Here is a 16888-nt window from a genome sequence, read left to right as displayed (position 1 = left end):
GGTCCCCGGATCGGGCGCGGAGGTTCAATCGCCGTCCAAGCCGAGATCGATCGCGGCAGCCGTTAGAGAATGGACGAACGCCAAATCATCCATCATTGTGTCCGCGCTTCGACCGGTCATCGGTCGGCGCCCCGTCGAACCGAATTGTCAAAAGACAGGAGACGGGGAAGTGAACATGAGGGAGGACGGAATTCCATGGCGGGCATCCACGCGCTCGATCGGCTCATCGGCAGCGACTATCCTGAACTTCTGACCGACGCGGAGGTGCAGGCCTTCCAGCAGGTCCCCTACGCCGAGCGCATCGCAGCCGCGAGCACTTACGACGCGATTGCGTTAGGTGCGGCGCGTAATCCCGACGGGGCGGCGATCCAGTTTCTGCAAAACGCTGATCCCGCCGACACGCCGCTGGTGGTCACGTACCGCGATTTCATCGCGCGCGTGACGCAGGCCGCCAACATGTTTCACGCGCTCGGCGCGGACAAGGGCGACGTCATCAGCTTCATGTTGCCGCTGGTGCCCGATGCCTTCGTGACGCTGTTCGGTGCCGAAGCCGCCGGCATCGCCAATCCCGTCAATCCGCTGCTCGAGCCGCACCAGATTGCGGAAATTCTGGAAGCTGCGAACACCAAGATCCTGGTGGCGCTTGGGCCGATGCCGGGCACCGACATCTGGCAGAAGGTCGAGCAGATCCGCCCGCAGCTCAAGCACCTCAAGGCGATCGTGCAGGTGTTCGGCGGTGGCGATCCGGGCAAGGGAATTTTCGCTTTCAACGATCTGATCAAGCAGCAGCCGTCGGACCGGCTCGTCAGCGGGCGCAAAATTCTCGGCAGTGACATCGCCGCCTATTTCCACACCGGCGGCACCACCGGCACGCCGAAGCTGGTGCGGCATACCCACGCCAACCAAGTCTATCAGGCCTGGGCGCTCAATCTGTTGTTGAAGGGCAAGCCCGGCGCCAATCTCTTGTTCGGCATGCCGTTGTTTCACGTCGGGGGATCACTGACACAGGTGTTGACGACGCTGTCGAGCGGCAGCTCGCTGGTCGTGCTGTCGCCAAGCGGGTGGCGCAATCCGAATGCGGTGAAGAATATCTGGCAGCTCGTGGAGCGCTTCAAGCCCGAAGCGCTGTCGAGTGTGCCGACGGTGCTGGCCGCGACGCTCGGGGTGCCGCCGGGCAATGCGGATATCTCCAGCCTGAAATATGCCGCCGGCGGCGGCTCGGCGATCCCGGTCGCCGTGGGCTCGGCAATCCAGGACAAGCTGAAGCTGCGCGTCATCGAGGTCTACGGCATGACCGAGACCTCGAGCGTGCACACGCTCGCTTATCCCGGCCGGCCGATCCGGCTCGGCTCGGTCGGGCTACCGATGCCCTATGCGCGCGTGCGCATCGTGCAGCTCGATGCCGACGGCCGCCTGATCCGCGACTGCAAGCCGGATGAAATCGGCGTCGTCATCATGGCGGGACCCGGCGTGTTCAGCGGCTATCTCAATGACGAGCACAACAAGGGCGCCTTCGTCGACGAGGTCTGGGTCAATTCCGGCGATCTCGGCCGTCTCGATGCCGACGGCTATCTCTGGATCACCGGCCGCGCCAAGGATCTCGTGATCCGCGGCGGCCATAACATCGACCCGGCACCGATCGAGGAGATCATGTTCCGCCATCCCGCGGTCGGCTTCGCCGCCGTCGTCGGCCAGCCCGACGCCTATGCCGGCGAATTGCCGGTGGGGTATGTGCAGTTGAAGCCCGGCGCGGCCGTTCAGCCGGGCGAGCTCGAGGCGTGGGTGCGCGAGCGCACGCCGGAGCGCGCCGCCGTTCCGGTGCAGGTAATTCCGATTGATCCGATGCCGGTGACGGGCGTCGGCAAGGTGTTCAAGCCGCAGCTGCGCTGGGACGCGGCCGAGCGCGTGTTCACCAAGGTGCTCGGGCCGCTGGTCGAGCGCGGCATCGATTGCAAGGTCAAGGTCGGCGCCCATGGCAGTCACGGATCGATCGCGACGGTGACGCTGAGGGGCTTGCCGGCGGGGCAGCGCGAAGCGGTCGAGAGAGAGGGGCACGCGCTGCTCGCACCATTCGTAATGCGCCATGAGGTGGTGCAGGTATAGCCACCCTCAGGGATCTGGCCTCACTCAATTGGACAGGAGGGGACGCTTCGCCGCGTTATCCATAACGCCGTCGAGAGCCTCTGTGTGACAGGTATCACATAGGAACAGTTGGAAATCAGCGACGCTACCGAATAGTCTCATGGAATTGCATCCGGGGGGACGCAAGTGATTCTGTTTCGGCTATTTGCTTTGTTGATATTGGCGGTGGGACTTGCCTGCGGACCGGCGCATGCCGACCGACGGGTGGCGCTCGTGATCGGCAATTCCGCCTACAAGAGCGCACCGAAGCTCGGTAATCCCGTCAACGATGCCACTCTTGTCGGCGGCATGCTCAAGAAGGCCGGCTTCGATTCCGTGGACGTCAGGCTGGACCTCAGTGCCAGCGAGATGCGGCGCATGCTGCGCGAGTTCGCCGGCAGGACGCGCGAAGCGGACATGGCGGTGATCTATTACGCCGGCCACGGCATCGAGCTCGACGGCAACAACTATCTCATTCCGACCGACGCAACACTGGAGACCGACGGTGACGTGCTCGATGAGACCATTCCTGTCGAGCGTGCATTGTTCGCCGTCGAGCCGGCCAAGCAGTTGCGCCTGATCATCCTGGATGCGTGCCGCGATAATCCGTTCGCGAAAACGATGAAGCGCACGCTGGCCTCGCGCGCGATCGGACGCGGCCTTGCGAAGGTCGAGCCGACCAGCCCCAATACCATGATTGCCTTTGCCGCGAAGGCGGGATCGACCGCATCGGACGGCGATGCCAGAAACAGCCCGTTCGCTGCCGCGCTCGTCGAGCACCTGCCGAAGCCTGGGCTCGACCTGCGCAAGGCCTTCGGCTTCGTCCGCGACGATGTCCTGAAGGCGACCGGCTACAAGCAGGAGCCCTATGTCTATGGTTCGCTCGGAGGCGACGACGTTCCTCTCGTCGTGAAGCAAGCCGCAACGGGGCCCCAGGCAAATCCGCAGGACGCCATCCGCAGGGACTACGAGCTCGCGCTCCAGCTTGCGACGCGCGACGCCTGGGAAGCATTTCTGGCAGCATATCCCGACGGCTTCTACGCCAACCTCGCCAAGGGCCAGTTGAACAAGATCGGCGCCGAGGAGACGCGCGCCGCAGCCGAGCAAAAGGCCAAGGCGGCCGAGCAGGAAAAGGCGAGGCTGATTGCCGAGCGCGCCCAGAAGGTCGAACAGGAGAAGGCGGCAGCTGCCGCCAAGGCGGCCGAAGAGGCGCGCGTCGCGGCCGAGAAGCAAAAGCAGATCGAGCAGGCGAAGGCGGAAGCTGCCGAACGGCAGCGCAAGGCCGCCGAGGCGGCGGCTGCGAAGGCGCTGGCCGAGAAGCAGGCTGCCGAGAAGGCCAAGGCCGAGCTGGCAGCCAGGCAGGCGGCGGAGAAGGCTGAGCAGGCGGCCAAGCCGACGGCCGATCGGCAGATGCCTGAAGTCGAGCAAAAAGTCGCGGCGCTGTCGCCCGGGTCGACACCGGCATTATCCGCGGCCGACCTCGCGAAGTCCGTGCAGAGCGAGTTGCGCCGTGTCGGCTGCCTCACGTCGGCTCCGGAAGGCGAGTGGTCCTCGGCTGCGCAGCGTTCGCTGACGCTCTTCAACAAATACGCTGGCACCCAGTTCGATGTGAAGCTTGCCAGCGTCGACGCCCTCGATGCGCTCAAGGCGAAGCCGGGACGGGTCTGCCCGCTCGTCTGCAATTTCGGCTTCAAGGCCGACGGCGATCAATGCGTGAAGATCACCTGCCGCGCCGGCTATCGCGTCGGCGACGACAACGAGTGCGAGAAGGTGCCGGAGAAGAAGCCGGTCGCGACGCGTGAGGACACGAGAAAGCGCGACGCAGATCGCAGGGCGAACGAAGCCGCGCCATCGGCACCGCAGGCATCTGGCCAGATATTCTGCAACGCTGCCGGCTGCCGCCCCGTAGGCAAGGGATGCAGAATAGAGCGAGCCGGCACCGCTGATGCGAGCTCCGTGATGGCCGGGCGCACGAAAGAGGTCTGCAATTGAGGGCGTATCAGCTCGTTGCTGCGATGATCTTCGGGGCCTGGCTCGTCTGCGGGCCGGCGCAGGCCCAAAAAAGGGTTGCGCTCGTCATTGGCAATTCCGCCTACAATAGTGTGCCGAAGCTTGCCAATCCGGTGAACGATGCCGGCTTGATCGGGGGCATGCTCAGGAAAGCCGGCTTCGACACGGTCGACGTCCGGCAGGACCTGAACGCGCCCGAAATGCGTAAGGCGCTGCGCGAATTTGGCACCAGGACGCGGGATGCCGATGTCGCGGTCATTTACTACGCTGGCCACGGCATGGAGGTGGACGGTACTAACTACCTGATCCCGACCGATGCCGCGCTCGAGACCGACATCGATGTCTACGACGAGGCGTTGCCGATCGATCGCCTGTTGGTGAGCATCGAGCCCGCCAAGCAGCTTCGGCTCGTCATCCTCGATGCGTGCCGCGACAATCCGTTCTCCAAGACGATGAAGCGCACGGTGGCCTCGCGCGCGATCGGGCGCGGCCTCGCCAAGGTCGAGCCGACCAGCCCGAATACGATGATCGCATTCGCGGCCAAGGCCGGTTCGACGGCGTCCGATGGAGATTCCCGGAACAGCCCGTTCGCCATGGCTCTCGCAGACCACCTGCCAAAGCCCGGCCTTGACCTGCGCAAAGCATTCGGCTTCGTGCGCGATGACGTACTGAAGAGCACCGCCAACAAGCAAGAGCCATTCGTGTATGGCTCGCTGGGCGGCGATGACGTCCCCCTCGTTCCTGCCAAGCCGGTTGCGACCGGCCCGCAACCCAATCCTCAGTCTGAGCTCAGGCGAGACTATGAACTTGCGCTTCAACTCGGCACCCGGGACGGTTGGGAGGCGTTCCTGGCGCAATATCCCGACGGCTTCTACGCCAATCTCGCCAAGGGGCAGCTGAACAAGATCGGCGCCGAGGAGACGCGCGCGGCAGCCGAGCAAAAGGCCAAGGCGGCCGAGCAGGAAAAGGCGAGGCTGATTGCCGAGCGCGCCCAGAAGGTCGAGCAGGAGAAGGCGGCAGCTGCCGCCAAGGCGGCCGAAGAGGCGCGCGTCGCGGCCGAGAAGCAAAAGCAGATCGAGCAGGCGAAGGCGGAAGCTGCCGAACGGCAGCGCAAGGCCGCCGAGGCGGCGGCTGCGAAGGCGCTGGCCGAGAAGCAGGCTGCCGAGAAGGCCAAGGCCGAGCTGGCAGCCAGGCAGGCGGCAGAGAAAGCGGAGCAAGCCGCGGCAAAGCCCGCCGCGGATCGGCAGCTGCCCGAAGTCGAGAACCAGAAAGTGGCGGCGCTCTCGCCGGGGCCAACATCCACATTGTCGGCGGCCGAGCTCTCCAAATCGGTACAGAGCGAATTGCGCCGTGTTGGTTGTCTGGCCTCGTCTGCAGAGAGCGAGTGGACTTCCGCCGCCCAGCGCTCGCTGACGCTGTTCAACAAATATGCTGGCACCCAGTTCGACGCGAAGCTTGCCAGCGTTGACGTCCTCGATGCGCTCAAGGCGAAGCCCGGACGGGTCTGTCCCCTGGTGTGCAATTTCGGCTTCAAGGCCGACGGCGATCAATGCGCGAAGATCACCTGCCGCGCCGGCTATCGGGTGGGTGACGACAATGAGTGCGAGAAGATCCCGGAGAAGAAGCCGGTCGCGACGAGGGAGGAATCGAGGAAGCGTGACCAAGGCCGGAAGGAAGTGGAATCGACTGCTCCAAAGTCAGAAGCCTCAGGACAGATAATCTGCACGAGTACCGGCTGCAGGCCGGTCGCCAAGGGGTGCCGTATCGTGCGGGATCCCAGGCCGGGTAGTGCAGGCATGATCCAAGCGGAAGTTTGCAATTAGGCGTGCTGCGCGCCAGGAGAAATGTGATCGAGGTCTGCAGCCGATGTCCTCCAAGCCTCCGACCGGCCTTGTCGAGGTTGGCTTCATCATCTGACCTTTACGAATGCGCGACTATCCCGCCGGCATCCGCGTCTCGACCAGCCGCGCCCAGAACGAGGCGCCGTGGCCGAGGATGTTGTCGTTGAAGACGTAGGCCGGGTGGTGACACTCGTTGCCGTCGCCCATGCCGACCAGCACCATGGCGCCGGGACGCGCCTCCAGCATGAAGGAGAAGTCCTCGGCGCCCATCATCGGGATGAACTTGTCGTTGACGCGATCGGTGCCGACGATGTCGCGGGCGACGTCGGCGGCAAGGCCGGCTTCGCGCGCATGGTTCATGGTCACGGGATACATCCGCGTGTACTTGGTCTCGGCCGAGCCGCCATAGGCCCGCGCGACGCTGTCGGCGACTTCGCCGATGCGGCGCTCGACGAGATCGCGCACTTCAGGGTCGAGCGTGCGCACGGTGCCGCCGAGCTCGGCGACCTCGGGGATGATGTTGAAGGCCGTGCCGGAGTGGAATTGCGTGATCGAGATGACGGCTGACTTCAGCGGATCGACGTTGCGCGCCACAATCGATTGCAGCGCATTGACGATCTGCGAGCCGATCAGCACGCTGTCGACGGATTTGTGCGGACCGGCGCCGGCGTGGCCGCCCTTGCCGTGGACCGTGATCTGGATGTTGTCGGAGGAGGCGAGCATCGCGCCGGGCGTGGTTGCGAAGTGCCCTTCCGGCAGGCCCGGCATGTTGTGCATGCCGTAGACCTCCTCGATGTTCCAGCGCGTCATCAACCCGTCCTCGACCATGGCCTTGCCACCGCCGCCGCCTTCCTCGGCGGGCTGGAAGATCATGATCGCGGTGCCGTCGAAATTGCGCGTCTCGGTGAGATATTTGGCCGCGCCCAGCAGCATCGCGGTGTGGCCGTCATGGCCACAGGCGTGCATCTTGCCGGGGACCTTCGAGGCATAGGGCACACCCGAGGTTTCCATGATCGGCAGCGCGTCCATGTCGGCGCGCAGGCCGATGGTCTTACCGGAATTGGACTTGCGGCCGCGGATCACCCCGACCACGCCGGTGCGGCCGATGCCGGTCACCACCTCGTCGCAGCCGAACTCGCGCAACTTTTCGGCGACGATGCCGGCGGTGCGGTGGACTTCGTAGAGCAATTCCGGATTCTCGTGGAAGTCATGTCGCCAGGCGGCCATTTCGTCGGAGAGAGCAGCAACGCGGTTGACAATGGGCATGGGTACTCCGTGCTTTGTGGGGCTTGGCGTTGTTCCGGGGCACGCGAAGCGTGAACTATGGTGCGCACTTGCGCACCAGAGAACCTCGAGATTCCGGGTTCGATGCTCGACCCGGAATGACTGAAATTCAGCTCTCGCCGAACACGCGCTTGAAGATCGTGTCGACGTGCTTGAGGTGATAGCCGAGGTCGAACTGCTCCTCGATCTCGGTGTCGGTGAGATATTGCTTCACCTCGGCGTCCTTCTTCAGGAGCTGCAGGAAGTCGCCTTCGCCGCGCCAGACCGGCATGGCGTTGCGCTGCACCAGCTTGTAGGCGTCCTCGCGGCTCCCGCCCTTCTGCGTCAGTGCCAGCAGCACGCGCTGCGAGTGCACGAGGCCGCCGAGGCGGTCGAGGTTCTTCTGCATGTTGGCGGGGTACACCAGGAGCTTGTCGATCAGGCCGGCGAGGCGCACCAGCGCGAAGTCGAGCGTGACGGTGGCATCCGGACCCATCATGCGCTCGGCCGAGGAGTGCGAGATGTCGCGCTCGTGCCAGAGCACGACGTTCTCCAGCGCCGGCGTCACATAGGCGCGCACCATGCGGGAGAGGCCGGTGAGGTTCTCTGACAGCACCGGGTTGCGCTTGTGCGGCATGGCGGAGGAGCCCTTTTGTCCCTCCGAGAAGAACTCTTCGGCCTCCAGCACCTCGGTGCGCTGCATGTGGCGGATCTCCACTGCGACGCGCTCGATGGAGGCGGCGATCACGCCGAGGGTCGAGAAGTACATCGCGTGGCGGTCGCGCGGGATCACCTGGGTCGAGATCGGCTCGGGGACGAGGCCCATGGCCTTGGCTACGTGCGCTTCGACGCGCGGATCGATCTGTGCGAAGGTGCCGACGGCGCCTGATATGGCGCAGGTCGCGACTTCCTTGCGCGCCGCGATCAGGCGCTCCTTGGCACGGGTGAACTCGGCATAGGCATAAGCGAGCTTGAGGCCGAAGGTCACCGGCTCGGCATGGATGCCGTGGCTGCGGCCGATGGTCGGCGTCATCTTGTGCTCGAAGGCCCGCTTCTTCAGCGCGGCCAGCACCTTGTCGAGGTCGGCAAGCAGCAGGTCCGCGGCCCGGGTGAGCTGGACGTTGAGGCAGGTGTCGAGCACGTCGGAGGAGGTCATGCCCTGGTGCACGAAGCGCGCCTCGGGGCCGACGATCTCGGCGAGGTGGGTGAGGAAGGCGATGACGTCGTGCTTGGTCTCGCGCTCGATCTCGTCGATGCGGGCGACGTCGAAGGTGGCGTCCTTGGCCTTGGCCCAGACCGTCCGGGCGGCTTCCTTGGGGATGGTTCCAAGCTCGGCGAGGGCGTCCGCCGCATGCGCCTCGATCTCGAACCAGATCTTGAACCGGGTCTGCGGCTCCCAGATCGAGGCCATTTCGGGACGGGTATAGCGGGGGATCATCTGACGGCTCCAGAAGGTGGGCGGGGGCGGTCCTGAGGGGCGCGCCGGCCAAAATGCTTTTTACGCCGTGATTTAACAGAGCCGGCAGGGCGAAACAAACGGTCTGGGCGCCAGGGGAGGGGGAACGCCGAGCTTTCCACCGGACCGGTGGACAGGCGACGGCGACCCCCGCCGCAAATATTAACTGTCAATCACGGATCATTGACTGACAGATATTGAAATCTGTCAGCTGGGCGTGTATATGCGTTTCCGGACGCTCCGATTGGGCGTCCCGCGACAAGCCCCGGAGAGCCTGACATCCGAAGCGGATCGGAAGGCGGATTGAAGAACGGGGACCCGCGGACGAATGGAGACTTGAGACGATGACGACCGAAATCCTCAATTTTACCGGCGTTATTGGGCATTGGCTCAATTTGCTGGTGGCGCGCCAGATCGCGGCGCAAGCTGCAAAACTGCCTCATTAAGGCATAGGCTTTCCGAAACGACCGGCCAGGGCGCTTCGGAAGCAGCCCTACTGCCGGAGTAACTGAGCCCTGAACGGGAACATGGTGCTGGCATGAATGAAGCTGTTGTCTTGACGCCGGAGCGGATCCTCGAAGTCACCGAGGACGTGCTCAGGCGGTTTGGACTTGCCAAGGCCACCGTGGTCGACGTTGCCCGTGCGCTCGATGTGAGCCATGGCAGCGTCTATCGCCATTTCCCGAGCAAGGCCTCGCTGCGCGAGGCCGTCGCCAAGCGCTGGCTTGACCGCATCGATGCGCCGCTGCGCCAGATCGCCGAGGAGCAGGGCCCGGCGCCGGCCAGGCTCGAGCGCTGGCTGCGCACGCTGTTCGCCGCCAAGCGTTCGCGCGTGCTCGACGACCCCGAGATGTTCGAAACCTATCTGACGCTGGCGCGCGAGGCTTGCGCGGCCGTCAAATGCCACAAGGATACCATGATCGAGCAGATCGCGGCGATCCTGACTGACGGCGTGAAGCAGGGCGTGTTTGACGTTGCCGACACCAAGATCACGGCGCGCGCGATCTTCGATGCCACCAGCCGCTTTCACCATCCGGCCCATGCGGACGAGTGGAAGGACGCAGAGTTGCCGGCGCGTGTGGACGCGATGCTCGCGCTGCTGCTGCGCGGGTTGAAGGCGGCCTGAGGCCGCGAGGATTCAAGTCCATTCGCCGTGCGGCTGGTCAACCTCTCGTCTTGTGAAGAAAGGCGCCGTCGCGAAGCGACGGCGAAGCTGCCGAGTGCCTTCGCGCGTTGAGCGCAGGGTCGGACGATGGCACCACTGGCGGACTCTCCGGATAGGCATTGACCGCGATCTCGACGGCGTCCTTTGACCGCTTTCGAAGGCGGTAGAATGTGAGCTCCTGGTCGAACATGGGGCAGCGGAAGTGGACGATGGCCGTGTCGGGCAGGCGGCAGAGTTCGTCGATAAGCTCGCCTACCGTGATGATTGGGGGATGGTCGGCTGTCTTGTGATGACCCTTACTCATGACCCTGTACTCCTTCATTGCCGTGTTAACCGGAACCGGATGGTCTCCGTTCCAATTTCGTTCGGCAGATTGAGAAGCCCGAGAGACCAAGACGGCGCGGCAGCTCTGCGCTTAGATCCTCGTCAGCCCGCAGGTCGCGGCGAGCCGCACCAGCTGCGCATCCGTGCGCGCGCCGGTCTTGGTCTTGATCAGGTAGTGATAGTTCTGCACCGTCTTCACACTCAGGTTGAGATGCGCTGCGATCTGCTCGGTGGTGGCGCCGCCGGCGAACTGGCGCAAGATCTCGATCTCGCGTTCGCCAAGTTGATCCAGCGCTGAGCCCGCCGACAGACTGTCCTCGGCGAGGATATGCGCGATGTCGTCGCTCATGGCGCGCTCGCCGCGCGCGACGGCGCGGATGGCGCCGACCACGGCGGATGGCTCGCTGCTCTTGGTGACGAAGCCGCTGGCGCCGGCGCCGAAGGCCGCTTTCACCAGCACGGCCTCGTTGTGCATGGTGAAAACCAGGATCCGCGCCCGCGGGCTGCGCGCGCGGATGTTGCGGATCGCCTCCAGCCCGCTCGCGCCCGGCATCGAGATATCGAGCACGACGACATCGGGGTCGTGCGCCTTGAAGGCGCCATAGGCGTCCGCGGCGTTGTCGGCTTCCGCCACAACATGCAGATCGCCCTGGCTTTCCAGCACGCGCCGATAGCCTTGCCGGACGATCGGATGGTCGTCAACGAGGAGCACGGAGATCCCTGTTGCTGCAACCTCGCTCATGCCGGCCTCACGCGGCGAGCGGGATGGTGGCGGCGACGCTGAGGCCGCCGCGGGCAGGCAGGATCGACAACGAACCGCCCGCGGCGGTGATGCGCTCGCGAATACCAGTCAGACCAAAGCCGGCCGATTGCGCGACGCGCTCCGCATCGCCGCCGCCATCGTCCTCGACGCGGATCAGCAGCGCATCGTCCTCGCCGGCCCGGCGCTCGATCCGCAAGGAGATCTCGCGCGCTGCGCTGTGGCGCAGCGCGTTGGTCAGGCATTCCTGCGCGACGCGATAGGCCGTGGTGGCGGCCGGCCCCCGCACGTCCGTCAGATCGCCCCTGAGGTCGAGCTGGATCGTCGGCCGCGCCGCGCTCTGCGAACGCCAGCTATCGACGAGATTGACGAGGCTCGCCTCGAGTCCCAGCTCCTCGGGCAGCGGATTGCGCAGGCGCTTCAGCGCATCGCGCAGCGAGGCCATCAGGTGATGGGTGGCCTGCGAGATCATGCGCGCATCCTGGGCGATGCCATGATCCCTGTTGTCCTTCGCGCTCGCTGTCTCGATCGTGTTGGCGAAAGCGAGGATGGCGGAGAGGTTCTGCCCGAACTCGTCGTGCAGCTCGCGGGCGAGGGCGCGGCGCTCGTCGTCGCGGATTTCGATCAGGCGCCGCGTCAGCGCGGCGCGCTGCTCGGTGGCTTCCTCCAGCCGGCCGCCGAGCTCGCCGACGGCGCCGCCGATCATCGCCAGCTCCATGGAGCGGAAGCGCGGCAATTTGGTGCGATACTGGCCGCGCGCCATACGCTGCAGGGCGGTCACGATCGCGCGCGCCGGTGCCAGCGCATGCGCGATCGCAAGCGATGCCAGCAGCGCGATCGCCGCGGCCATCAACAGTGCGACGTCGATCACGTTGAGGATGTACTCCCAGGCGAGCGAAATGGCGGCCGCGGCATCCGGCGTCGCGACCACGGTGCCGGCAGAAGCGGCGCGGGGACTGACCGGCCGCACCACCTCGGCGTGGCTGCCGAGGAAGGTGGGCACCATGGCGGCGAACCAGCGCGGCGGCGTCTTGCCGAGCCCCTCGCTCTGGCCGCAGAGCGGCTTCTCGAATGCCGCGGCGGGCTGGAACTCGACGCAGACCCCGGGCGAGATCAGCTTCATCGTCTCCAGCGTGCGCCAGTCTGGAACCGGCAAGAGATGCTCGCGCGCTCTGCTGCTGCGCAGCAAGAGCTCGCGCCAATACAGTGCCTGGAGCGCCTGCGCGACCCGCTGCGCCGAGGCCGCCGTCGACCGGTCGACGCTGCGATAGGCGTCGAACGTGGCCCATATCGTCGCGGCACCGAGGCACAGTGCCACGATGAGCAGCAGACGGGCGACAAGCTGAAGCACGAGGCGCATGCGATCACCCCCGACGTTTGATAAGCTCAGCCTAACAACGCCGCCGCGCCTTGCCAATTGCGAGGTGGGCCAGGATGGCAGCTCGGGCAAATTTCCCAAGCCGGATTGGGCATGGGTCTTTGGACCGGGCGCGACGGCTTTGATCTAATCGGGTGGAATCGTTGCAGGCTAATCCCTGCAAGCCGGGAGCAGTGCAGCATGAGTTCGATGACGATTGGACCGATCGCGGGATCTGCTGCCGACCCATCCGAGCGCAGCGCGCTGCTGTTCTGGATGATCTTCACCGGGCTTTCGATCTTCGCCGTCGTGCTGTTGTGGCGGTTCGGCCTGATCCATCTGATGCTGACCTCGGACCGCACCTACATTTCGAGCGTCATCGCGGTGCTCTACATCGTCACCTGCGGCCATTGCTTCCTGCGCACGCGGGCGATCGCACGGGAAGGAGCCGCCGCGCGGCGCTGTCGGGCGGCGCTCGCGGCGCCCGATGGCAGCAAGGTGCTCGATGCGCGCGCGACGGCGCTGCCGCGCGGGCTGGTGCGCGATCACATCGAGAGCCTGGTGACGAAGGCCGCCGCGCAGGACTACCGGCCGGTCGATCAGACCCTGCTGCTGCGGACGCTCGCCGATCGCCTGCGCGGCTCCAACGGGTTCGGTGCCTTCGTCTCGGACACGCTGATGAAGCTCGGCCTGCTCGGCACCATCATCGGCTTCATCATCATGCTGGCGCCGATCGCAGGGCTGGACGCCGCCGACAAGGTCGCGATGCGCTCGTCGATGGGCTTGATGAGCGACGGCATGGCGGTCGCGATGTACACGACGCTGGCCGGTCTTGTCGGCTCGATCCTGGTTCGCGTCCAGTACTACATGCTGGATGCCGCGACCCAGCGTGTGTTCTCGGATGCGGTGGTGCTGACCGAAACCTACGTGGCGCCGGTGCTCGAGCGCCGGGGCGCTGGAATTCAAGGCGCTGGAACGCCGTCATGATGGATGATTTCGGTCTCTATCCGCGCGAGGAGCCGTTCGACCCACTGGGCGTGATGCTGTTCAAGGCGCTCCAGGTGATCGCGTTCCTGTTCTTCCTGGCGCTGCTCGCGGTCTCTCCCGACGCCAAGGAGGGCAAGATCGACTCCAAGGCCGAGTTCATGATCACGCTGGACTGGCCGGACAACCATCCCGACGATCTCGACCTGTTCGTGCAGGATCCCGCCGGCAACATCGCCTGGTATCGCCACCGCGAGGCCGGTTTCCTGACGCTCGACCGCGACGACCGCGGCGGGGCCAACGACTTCATCATGGTCGCCGGCAAGAAGATCGCCTCGCCGATCCGCGAGGAGATCGTGACGGTGCGCGGCATCCTCGCCGGCGAATACACCGTCAACGTCTCGCATTTCGTGGCGACGACCGGCGAGCCGGTCACGGCCAATGTGAAGGTGCAGAAGCTCAATCCGACGGCGCAAGTGGTGTTCGACAACAAGTTCACGCTCGACCACACCGGCGACGAGAAGACCGCGGTGCGGTTCCGCATCGATGCAGAGGGCAAGGTCATCAATGTCGACCAGCGGCCGAAATCGCTGCTGGAGACGTTCCGCAGCAGCTGGCGCAACGGCGCCGATCTCGACCCGAGGACCGGTGTGAGCAAGAACCCTGTGAGGGTACGCCGTGACTAGCCTGCAGACGGTCATTCTGACGCTGTCGGTCGCCTACGCCGTCATCGGCGCGCTTCTGCTCGTCGTGCTGGTCTATGCGCGGCTGCACTGGTCGCTGAAGGCGGTGGCGGTGGTCGTGACCAGCGCCTTCTATGTCGTCAGCTTTTCCGAGATGCGCGGGCTGCTCGGCTGGGCCAGCTCCGACCGGCTGCCGACGGCCTTCAAGCTGCTGAAGGCCCGCATCGTCGAGCCGCATTCGCTTCAGGGTGATCCCGGCTCGATCTATCTCTGGGTCGAGGCGCTGGACGAGGACAATCGTCCAAGCGGTATCCCGCGGGCCTTCCGGGTGCCCTACAATGACAGCCTCGCCGACAAGACCCATGCCGCCGAGAACGAGATTGCGTTGGGGCATCCGCAAGGGGGCCGCGCGGCCGATTTCGGCGGCGGCGATGGCAGCCTCATCGACATGGTCCGGGAATATGTGACGCCCAAGACGATCATGGAGACGAGCGGCGGCGATTCCTCGACCGGCGAGTTCATCGCTCCGCCGGCCGGCGCGCAAGGCTCCGTGTTCACCCCGATTCCGCCGCCGCGGATGCCCCCGAAAGACGAGCAATAGGCTCTTCACCATCCCCGCAGGGCGGCGCTGGTCAACGGCGCCGCGCTGGCGCATGTTCTTGACCTCCCTCAATTTGGCCTTATCGGACTTCAATAAGAATTGGAGGGTGGAGGATGCGTGCTCCTAGCTGTCTTCTCGGATATTCACGGCAACCGGCAGGCGTTCGAGGCGTGCCTGAAGGTGGCGCGGACGCATGGCGCGGAGCAGTTCGTCCTGCTCGGCGACTTCGTCGGCTATGGTGCCGATCCGGAATGGGTGGTGGATACCGCGATGGAGCTCGTTGCCCGGGGAGCCATCGCCGTGCGCGGCAATCATGATCAGGCGGTCAATTCCTCGGCCGAGACGATGAATGCCGAGGCGCAGATTGCGATCGAATGGACCCGTGGCCGGCTCGACGCCGCGCAGCGCCGCTTCCTGGCCGAATTGCCGATGCTGGTGGACGACGGCGATCGCCTGTTCGTGCATTCGGAAGCCTCTCACCCCCAGCGCTGGCACTATGTCCGCTCCACGGTGGACGCCGCCAAGAGCCTGATCGCCACGCCCGCCCATGTCACGTTCTGCGGCCATATCCATCGTCCCGCACTCTATTCGATGTCGGTGACGGCGAAGATGACGAGCTTCGTGCCGAAGACCGACGTCCCGGTACAGCTCCTGCGCGGACGGCAATGGCTCGCCGTGCTCGGCTCGGTCGGGCAGCCCCGCGACGGTGATCCGTCGGCGGCCTTCGTGTTGTTCGATACCGAGTCGTGTCAGATCACCTATTGCCGCGCGCCCTATGACGTCGCGACCGCAGCGGGCAGAATTCGCGACAACGGTCTGCCGCACTGGCTTGCCGACCGGCTGTCGCAGGGGCGCTAGAGGTCGATGCCGAAATCACTGGTCAAATCCGGCGCGGAGATCGACGGCTACACCATCGGTGAATGCGTTCATGCCGGCGGCATGGCGACGCTGTGGACGGTTACCCATCCCGGCATCGACGTGCCCCTGCTGATGAAGATACCGCGGGTGTCGGAGGGCGAGGCCCCCGCCGCGATCGTCTCCTTCGAGATGGAGATGATGATCCTGCCGCGGCTCGCGGGGCCGCACGTCCCGACCTGTTTCGGCACCGGCGATTTCGCGCGCCAGGCCTACGTCGTGATCGAGCGCATTGGCGGCGCCACGCTCTACAAGCGGCTGTCCGAGCTGCCGCTGCCTTATGACGAAGCGCGGCTGCTCGTCGCCAGGATCGCAACCGCGCTGGCCGACCTGCACCGGCAGAACGTGATCCATCACGACATCAAGCCGAGCAGCATCATGTTCCGCGACAGCGGCGAGGCGGTGCTGATCGACTACGGCCTGTCGCATCACAACCATCTGCCGGATCTGTTGCAGGAGGAATTCCGCCTGCCTTACGGCACCGCCCCCTACATGGCGCCCGAGCGGCTGTCGGGGGTGCGCGACGATCCGCGCAGCGATCTGTTCTCGCTCGGCGTGCTGCTCTATTTCTTCACCACGGGCGAGCGGCCGTTCGGCGAGGGCGAGACCTTGCGTGCGATGCGGCGCCGGCTGTGGCGCGATCCGCATCCGCCACGCAAGCTCCGCGCCGACTATCCGCCCTGGCTTCAGGAGGTGGTGTTGCGGTGTCTCGAGATCGAGCCGGTGTGGCGCTATCCGACGGCATCCCAGCTCGCCTTCGATCTTGCCCATCCGGACCAGGTCAAGCTCACCGCGCGCGCGGAGCGGCTCAAGCGCGATTCCCTCGGCGTCGCCTGGCGGCGCCGTTTCAATCAGGGCGTCATGGCACCGCGCGCGAAATCGGATGTCGCGGCCCAGATCGCGTCGAGCCCGATCCTCGCTGTTGCGCTCGACACGGTGGAAGGTGCGCCGGAGCTGAACGAGGCGCTGCGCGTCACCACCGAACGCATCCTAGCCACCTTGCCGTCAGCGCGGCTTGCCTGCGTCAACGTGCTCAAGCTGAACCGGATCGCGATCGACCGTACCCTGGACGAGCAGGGGTCCAACAAACATATCGACCGCCTGGTCGCGCTCAGGCATTGGGCGACGCCGCTGAAGCTCGACGAAAGCCGGCTGTCGGCCCATGTGCTGGAGGCGGTCGATCCCGCCGCCGCGATCCTGGAGTTCGCCGAGGTCAACCAGGTCGACCACGTCATCATCGGCGCGCGGCAGAGCTCGTTCCGCCGCACGCTGCTCGGCAGCGTCTCGGCCAAGGTGGCCTCGGAGGCGAGCTGCACCGTCACCGTGGTCAGGCCGCCGCGGATGGCGGGAGATGTCGGTGAGACTGACGCCGGCAAGATGGCCGGATAAGGCCGCGCGTCCGGCGCCC

14 protein-coding genes are annotated in these 16888 nt (G+C 65.5%); 9 read left to right on the top strand and 5 right to left on the bottom strand.

All coding sequences use genetic code 11. The features are described 5' to 3' along the window. The first annotated feature begins 195 nt into the window (after positions 1–195). The 3 genes from X268_RS20700 to X268_RS20690 all read left to right on the top strand — a co-directional run bounded on the left by X268_RS20700 (position 196) and on the right by X268_RS20690 (position 5954). On the top strand, positions 196–2103 hold the full coding sequence (locus tag X268_RS20700; protein ID WP_128926622.1) for an acyl-CoA synthetase: 1908 nt from the start codon (positions 196–198) through the stop codon (positions 2101–2103). A 204-nt stretch (positions 2104–2307) separates the two neighbouring features. Beyond that, on the top strand, positions 2308–4113 hold the full coding sequence (locus X268_RS20695) for a caspase family protein (RefSeq protein WP_245477585.1): 1806 nt from the start codon (positions 2308–2310) through the stop codon (positions 4111–4113). 23 nt (positions 4114–4136) lie between these two features. After that, positions 4137–5954: a caspase family protein gene (locus tag X268_RS20690; RefSeq protein WP_128929333.1), complete on the top strand. Its 1818-nt coding sequence runs from the start codon at positions 4137–4139 to the stop codon at positions 5952–5954. Between the two features lie 111 nt (positions 5955–6065). Here the strand turns inward: X268_RS20690 and X268_RS20685 are convergent, their stop codons facing one another. Both X268_RS20685 and purB read right to left on the bottom strand, forming a co-directional pair. Beyond that, a complete protein-coding gene (locus tag X268_RS20685; protein ID WP_128926621.1) occupies positions 6066–7238 on the bottom strand; it encodes a M20 aminoacylase family protein in 1173 nt (390 codons plus the stop codon). Between the two features lie 127 nt (positions 7239–7365). Next, positions 7366–8673, bottom strand: a complete 1308-nt coding sequence (gene purB / locus X268_RS20680) for an adenylosuccinate lyase (RefSeq protein ID WP_128926620.1) — start codon at positions 8671–8673, stop codon at positions 7366–7368. Between the two features lie 556 nt (positions 8674–9229). Here purB and X268_RS20675 point away from each other — a divergent pair. Next, on the top strand, positions 9230–9817 hold the full coding sequence (locus X268_RS20675) for a TetR/AcrR family transcriptional regulator (protein ID WP_164937838.1): 588 nt from the start codon (positions 9230–9232) through the stop codon (positions 9815–9817). A gap of 37 nt (positions 9818–9854) precedes the next feature. On the opposite strand, the gene X268_RS20670 is transcribed toward X268_RS20675, so the two are convergent. The 3 genes from X268_RS20670 to X268_RS20660 all read right to left on the bottom strand — a co-directional run bounded on the left by X268_RS20670 (position 9855) and on the right by X268_RS20660 (position 12300). Then, positions 9855–10160 (bottom strand): hypothetical protein, encoded by a 306-nt coding sequence (locus X268_RS20670; RefSeq protein ID WP_128926618.1) that lies wholly within the window; start codon positions 10158–10160, stop codon positions 9855–9857. Between the two features lie 111 nt (positions 10161–10271). Then, positions 10272–10922 (bottom strand): response regulator, encoded by a 651-nt coding sequence (locus tag X268_RS20665; RefSeq protein ID WP_128926617.1) that lies wholly within the window; start codon positions 10920–10922, stop codon positions 10272–10274. 7 nt (positions 10923–10929) lie between these two features. Then, complete coding sequence (locus tag X268_RS20660) at positions 10930–12300, bottom strand: sensor histidine kinase (RefSeq protein WP_128926616.1); 1371 nt, start codon at positions 12298–12300, stop codon at positions 10930–10932. Positions 12301–12498: 198 nt separating this feature from the next. On the opposite strand from X268_RS20660, the gene X268_RS20655 reads away from it, so the two are divergent. The 5 genes from X268_RS20655 to X268_RS20635 all read left to right on the top strand — a co-directional run bounded on the left by X268_RS20655 (position 12499) and on the right by X268_RS20635 (position 16869). Further along, a complete protein-coding gene (locus X268_RS20655; protein WP_128926615.1) occupies positions 12499–13284 on the top strand; it encodes a MotA/TolQ/ExbB proton channel family protein in 786 nt (261 codons plus the stop codon). After that, the gene (locus X268_RS20650) at positions 13281–13967 is read left to right on the top strand and encodes a DUF2135 domain-containing protein (RefSeq protein ID WP_128926614.1); all 687 of its coding nucleotides are present in this window, start codon (positions 13281–13283) and stop codon (positions 13965–13967) included. Before X268_RS20655 ends, X268_RS20650 begins: the two co-directional genes overlap by 4 nt. Then, positions 13960–14565, top strand: a complete 606-nt coding sequence (locus tag X268_RS20645) for a hypothetical protein (protein ID WP_128926613.1) — start codon at positions 13960–13962, stop codon at positions 14563–14565. The genes X268_RS20650 and X268_RS20645 overlap by 8 nt, the downstream gene beginning before the upstream one ends. 117 nt (positions 14566–14682) lie before the next feature. Next, positions 14683–15423 (top strand): metallophosphoesterase family protein, encoded by a 741-nt coding sequence (locus tag X268_RS20640; protein WP_128926612.1) that lies wholly within the window; start codon positions 14683–14685, stop codon positions 15421–15423. Positions 15424–15429: 6 nt separating this feature from the next. Continuing rightward, a complete protein-coding gene (locus X268_RS20635; protein WP_128926611.1) occupies positions 15430–16869 on the top strand; it encodes a serine/threonine protein kinase in 1440 nt (479 codons plus the stop codon). The last annotated feature ends 19 nt before the right edge of the window (positions 16870–16888 follow it).

Source organism: Bradyrhizobium guangxiense, assembly GCF_004114915.1.
In the GTDB taxonomy this organism is placed as follows: Bacteria; Pseudomonadota; Alphaproteobacteria; order Rhizobiales; family Xanthobacteraceae; genus Bradyrhizobium; species Bradyrhizobium guangxiense.
This window is presented reverse-complemented; position numbering and strand designations above follow the sequence as displayed.